Genomic DNA, 4,370 nt, shown 5'->3' with positions numbered 1-4,370 from the left:
TATTGTACCAATGTTTACGTGTGGTTTGTTTCTTTCAAATTTAGCTTTACTCATTTATATAAGCCTCCTATTTTTTATTCTTTTTACCTATAACTTCTTCTGAAATCGAGTTAGGAACTTGTTCATAATGGTCAAATTGCATTGAATATGTTGCACGACCTTGAGTTTTTGATCTCAAATCTGTTGCATATCCAAACATTTCTGCTAATGGGATGTAAGCATCTAAGATGTGTACACCATTTTTAGGATTCATACCATCAATCTTACCTCTTCTCGATGAAACGTCTCCCATTACATCTCCCAAATATTCATCTGGAGTTGTTATTTCAACTTTCATAGTAGGTTCCAATAAAATTGGTTTTGCTTTTGCAACTGCTGCTCTGAAGCCCATTGAACCGGCAATCTTGTATGCCATTTCTGATGAGTCTACATCGTGGTAAGAACCATCTAAAAGAGTAATCTTCATATCAAGCATTGGATATCCACCTAAGATACCAGTTTGAGCTGCTTCTTCAGCACCTGCTTGAACTGATGGGATGTATTCTTTTGGAATAGCACCTCCGACAATTGCATTAACAAATTCGATACCATTTGATTCTTCTGGATTATCAAGTGGTTCAACTCTAAGAGTACAATCACCATATTGACCACGACCACCTGATTGCTTAACGTATTTTCCTTGAGCTTCAGCTGCTTGAGTGATAGATTCTCTGTAAGCAACTTGTGGATTACCAATGTTAGCTTCTACTTTAAATTCACGTAAAAGTCTATCTACGATGATTTCAAGGTGAAGCTCACCCATACCAGATATAATAGTATCTCCAGTTTCTTCGTCAGTATATGTTTTGAATGTTGGGTCTTCTTCTGCTAATTTTGCAAGAGCGATACCCATTTTTTCTTGACTTGCTTTTGTTTTAGGTTCGATTGCTACAGAAATTACTGGGTCTGGAAATTCCATGTTTTCAAGGATAACTTCATTATCCATATCACACAAAGTATCTCCTGTTGTTGTATCTTTCAAACCAATAATGGCAATGATGTCTCCAGCATATGCCTTATCAATTTCTTCACGCTTGTTTGCGTGCATCATCAAAATACGACCAATTCTTTCTCTCTTACCTTTTGTAGAGTTGTATACATAGCTTCCTGATTCAATAGTTCCTGAATAAACTCTTGTAAATGCAAGCTTACCTACATAAGGGTCAGTTGCAATTTTGAATGCCAATGCAGAGAATGGTTCATCATCAGATGATTTTCTTGTTGTAGGTTCATCAGTTTGTGGGTCAACCCCTTTGATATCTGGAACGTCAACTGGCGAAGGCATATAATCAACAATAGCGTCCAATAATGGTTGAACACCCTTGTTTTTGTATGCAGAACCACAAAGAACTGGGTTCATTGCATTAGCAATTGTTGCAGTTCTGATAGCTCTTTTGATTTCTTGTTCAGTTAATTCTTCACCTTCAAGGTATTTTTCCATTAACTCTTCATCATGTTCTGCTATGTTTTCTAATAAATCTGCTCTATATTTTTCAGCTACTTCTACTAAATCACTAGGGATATCTTCAACTGAAAACTCAGTTCCCAATTCGTTTTTGTAGATGTTAGCTTTCATTGTAATAAGATCCACTACACCTATGAATTTATCTTCTGCTCCGATAGGAATTTCGATAGGTACAGCATTTGCTCTCAATCTTTCTCTTATTGTATCAACAGACATAAAATAATCAGCGCCTGTTGCATCCATTTTATTGATAAAGCAAATTCTTGGTACGCCATATTTATCAGCTTGTCTCCATACAGTTTCAGATTGTGGTTCTACACCGCTTTTCGCATCGAACAACGCTACAGAACCATCAAGAACTCTTAGAGACCTCTCAACTTCAACTGTAAAGTCAACGTGACCCGGTGTATCGATAATATTGATTCTGTTACCTTTCCAGAAACAAGTTGTAGCGGCAGAAGTAATTGTAATACCTCTTTCTTGTTCTTGAACCATCCAGTCCATTTGAGCAGCTCCGTCGTGAGTGTCCCCGATTTTATGGATTTTTCCTGAATAGTACAAAATACGTTCAGTTACTGTCGTTTTACCGGCATCAATATGGGCCATTATACCAATGTTTCTTGTATCTTTTAATGAAACTTGTCTAGCCATTTTTTCTCCTTACTTTCCGATAGATTAGTATCTATAATGTGCAAAAGCTTTATTAGCTTCAGCCATCTTGTGTACGTCTTCTCTCTTCTTAACTGATGCACCAGTATTATTAGCTGCATCCATAATTTCTTTAGCTAACTTTTCAACCATAGTTTTTTCACCACGAGCTCTTGTATAAGTTGTCAACCATCTCAAACCTAATGTTTGTCTTCTTTCTGGTCTAACTTCGATAGGAACTTGGTAGTTAGCTCCACCTATTCTTCTAGTTTTAACTTCTAAGATAGGCATAATATTGTTCATCGCTTTGTAGAATACTTCAAGAGCATCTTCTCCTGTTGTTTCTTTGATAATGTCAAAAGCACCATAAACAATTTTTTGGGCAGTACCTTTTTTTCCATCCAACATAATGTTGTTGATAAGCTTAGTAACTGTCTTATCATCGTAAACTGGATCTGGCATTACCTCTCTTTTTTGTACATGTCCTTTTCTTGGCACTTCGCTTCCCTCCTTACTATTTAGTATTTCTCAGGTACTCGAATAATATCGCTGTGCTATAAATATATTTTAAAATCTTATAATCACACTAATACCTTTTGTTTTGTCTTATTTCTTTGGTTTTTTAGCACCGTACTTTGAACGACCTTGCATTCTGTTTTGAACAGCTGCAGTATCCAAAGCACCTCTGATAATGTGGTATCTTACCCCTGGTAAGTCTTTTACTCTACCACCTCTGATTAGTACAACACTGTGTTCTTGTAGGTTGTGTCCGATACCTGGGATGTATGATAATACTTCCATTCCATTTGTTAAACGAACTCTGGCTACCTTACGAAGTGCTGAGTTAGGCTTTTTAGGAGTCATAGTTCTTACTGAAGTACAAACGCCTCTTTTTTGAGGTGAGTTAGCTTCTGTATAGCTTTTTTTAATGCTGTTGAAGTTACGACTCAAAGCTGGTGAATCAGATTTGTAAGTTTTAGATTGTCTTCTTTGTCTTACTAATTGATTAATAGTTGGCAAATTTTCCACCTCCTGTGATTTTTTTGTGCATAAAAAAAGAATATACAAGATATTCTTATTTATCCTTGTATATTCTATCATCAACATAGCAATATGTCAAACAAATTCTTGATTTTTTGCATATTTTATTTTAAATTTTAAAAATTTCTTTGTATCTTTCTCGAGAAGTTTTATAGCGGCTTTTTATGTCCAAAATCTCGATATGATTTTCTATAATAATAGACAAAATATTATTAATACTGCTGTTGTTTAAGTTTATCATATTTTTGTCCATATTAAAACCATTTTTTTCTAAAACAGATGATAATTTTTCGTTAATTTTATTAAATTGATTTCTGGTCGATTAAATATCCTTGGAATTACGGTCTTTTCCTTGCATAGCCCACGTGATACTATCAGCGTATAATTGTCGTCGTACATCCCACCAGCATACTTCGGAAGCAAACCTTGTCCCGGCGATATAACTCCATTTAAGATATAAGGAATCCTCCATTGTCCACCGTGAGTGTGTCCAGATATCATCAAATCAAAGTTTTTAAGATTTTTCTTGAAATAATAATCCGGTTTGTGAATCAAACATATATTATAATTTTCTGATTTTAATTTTTCATCTAAATCATCTAATTTGTTTTCATAATCATCCAAGTTTTTTCCAGATGAATCGTCCACTCCGATAAGTTTAATGTTGTTTGATAAGAACACTTCTTCATTATTGAGAATTTGCACATTATATTTTCTGATTGTCTCATCTATTTCTACCAGATTTTCTATTCTTTTTTCGTGATTTCCATGAACGTAGTAGATTTGCTTGCATAATTGCTGTAATTGTTCAAGTAATTCAAATGCTTTTTTGGGTTTTAATTTGTCATCTACAATATCTCCACCCAACAAAATCACATCACAATCGACGGATTTTATTTTATCCATTAATTTCTTTTGATTTATTCCATAATCGCATGAATGTAAATCAGATAAGAATAATATGTCAATATCACGGTCAATCTTTTCAGATTTTATTTCGTATTGAACTATGTTTATTTTGTACGAAATTGATGTTAACAAAAATATTAATATCAATGCGGATACAATTAAGTACATTTTACACCTCAAATTAAAAAAACCGAGCTACAAAAGCTCGGCTATTGGTGGCTCATCCGGGACTCGAACCCGGGACACCCTGATTAAAAGTCAGGTGCTC

The 4,370-nt window shown here is 34.6% G+C and carries 4 protein-coding genes; all 4 read right to left on the bottom strand.

The genetic code is table 11. From position 1 onward, the window contains the following. Positions 1–67: 67 nt before the first annotated feature. Positions 68–2,155, bottom strand: a complete 2,088-nt coding sequence (fusA, locus tag Q0X02_RS07760) for an elongation factor G (RefSeq protein WP_297813999.1) — start codon at positions 2,153–2,155, stop codon at positions 68–70. Positions 2,156–2,179: 24 nt separating this feature from the next. Further along, positions 2,180–2,650: a 30S ribosomal protein S7 gene (rpsG, locus tag Q0X02_RS07755; RefSeq protein ID WP_002835373.1), complete on the bottom strand. Its 471-nt coding sequence runs from the start codon at positions 2,648–2,650 to the stop codon at positions 2,180–2,182. A 108-nt stretch (positions 2,651–2,758) separates the two neighbouring features. Beyond that, entirely contained in the window at positions 2,759–3,172 is a 414-nt protein-coding gene (gene rpsL / locus Q0X02_RS07750) for a 30S ribosomal protein S12 (protein ID WP_297813994.1), read from the bottom strand. A 291-nt stretch (positions 3,173–3,463) separates the two neighbouring features. Continuing rightward, positions 3,464–4,270 (bottom strand): metallophosphoesterase, encoded by an 807-nt coding sequence (locus Q0X02_RS07745; RefSeq protein ID WP_297813991.1) that lies wholly within the window; start codon positions 4,268–4,270, stop codon positions 3,464–3,466. Positions 4,271–4,370 lie beyond the last annotated feature (100 nt).

Source organism: uncultured Finegoldia sp., from assembly GCF_947252345.1.
Lineage (GTDB): Bacteria > Bacillota > Clostridia > Tissierellales > Peptoniphilaceae > Finegoldia.
This window is presented reverse-complemented; position numbering and strand designations above follow the sequence as displayed.

Bases quoted from the DNA above. Each gene is read 5' to 3' on its own strand.
- Q0X02_RS07745 (WP_297813991.1), bottom strand. From the start codon at position 4,270: ATGTACTTAATTGTATCCGCATTGATATTAATATTTTTGTTAACATCA.
- fusA (WP_297813999.1), bottom strand. From the start codon at position 2,155: ATGGCTAGACAAGTTTCATTAAAAGATACAAGAAACATTGGTATAATG.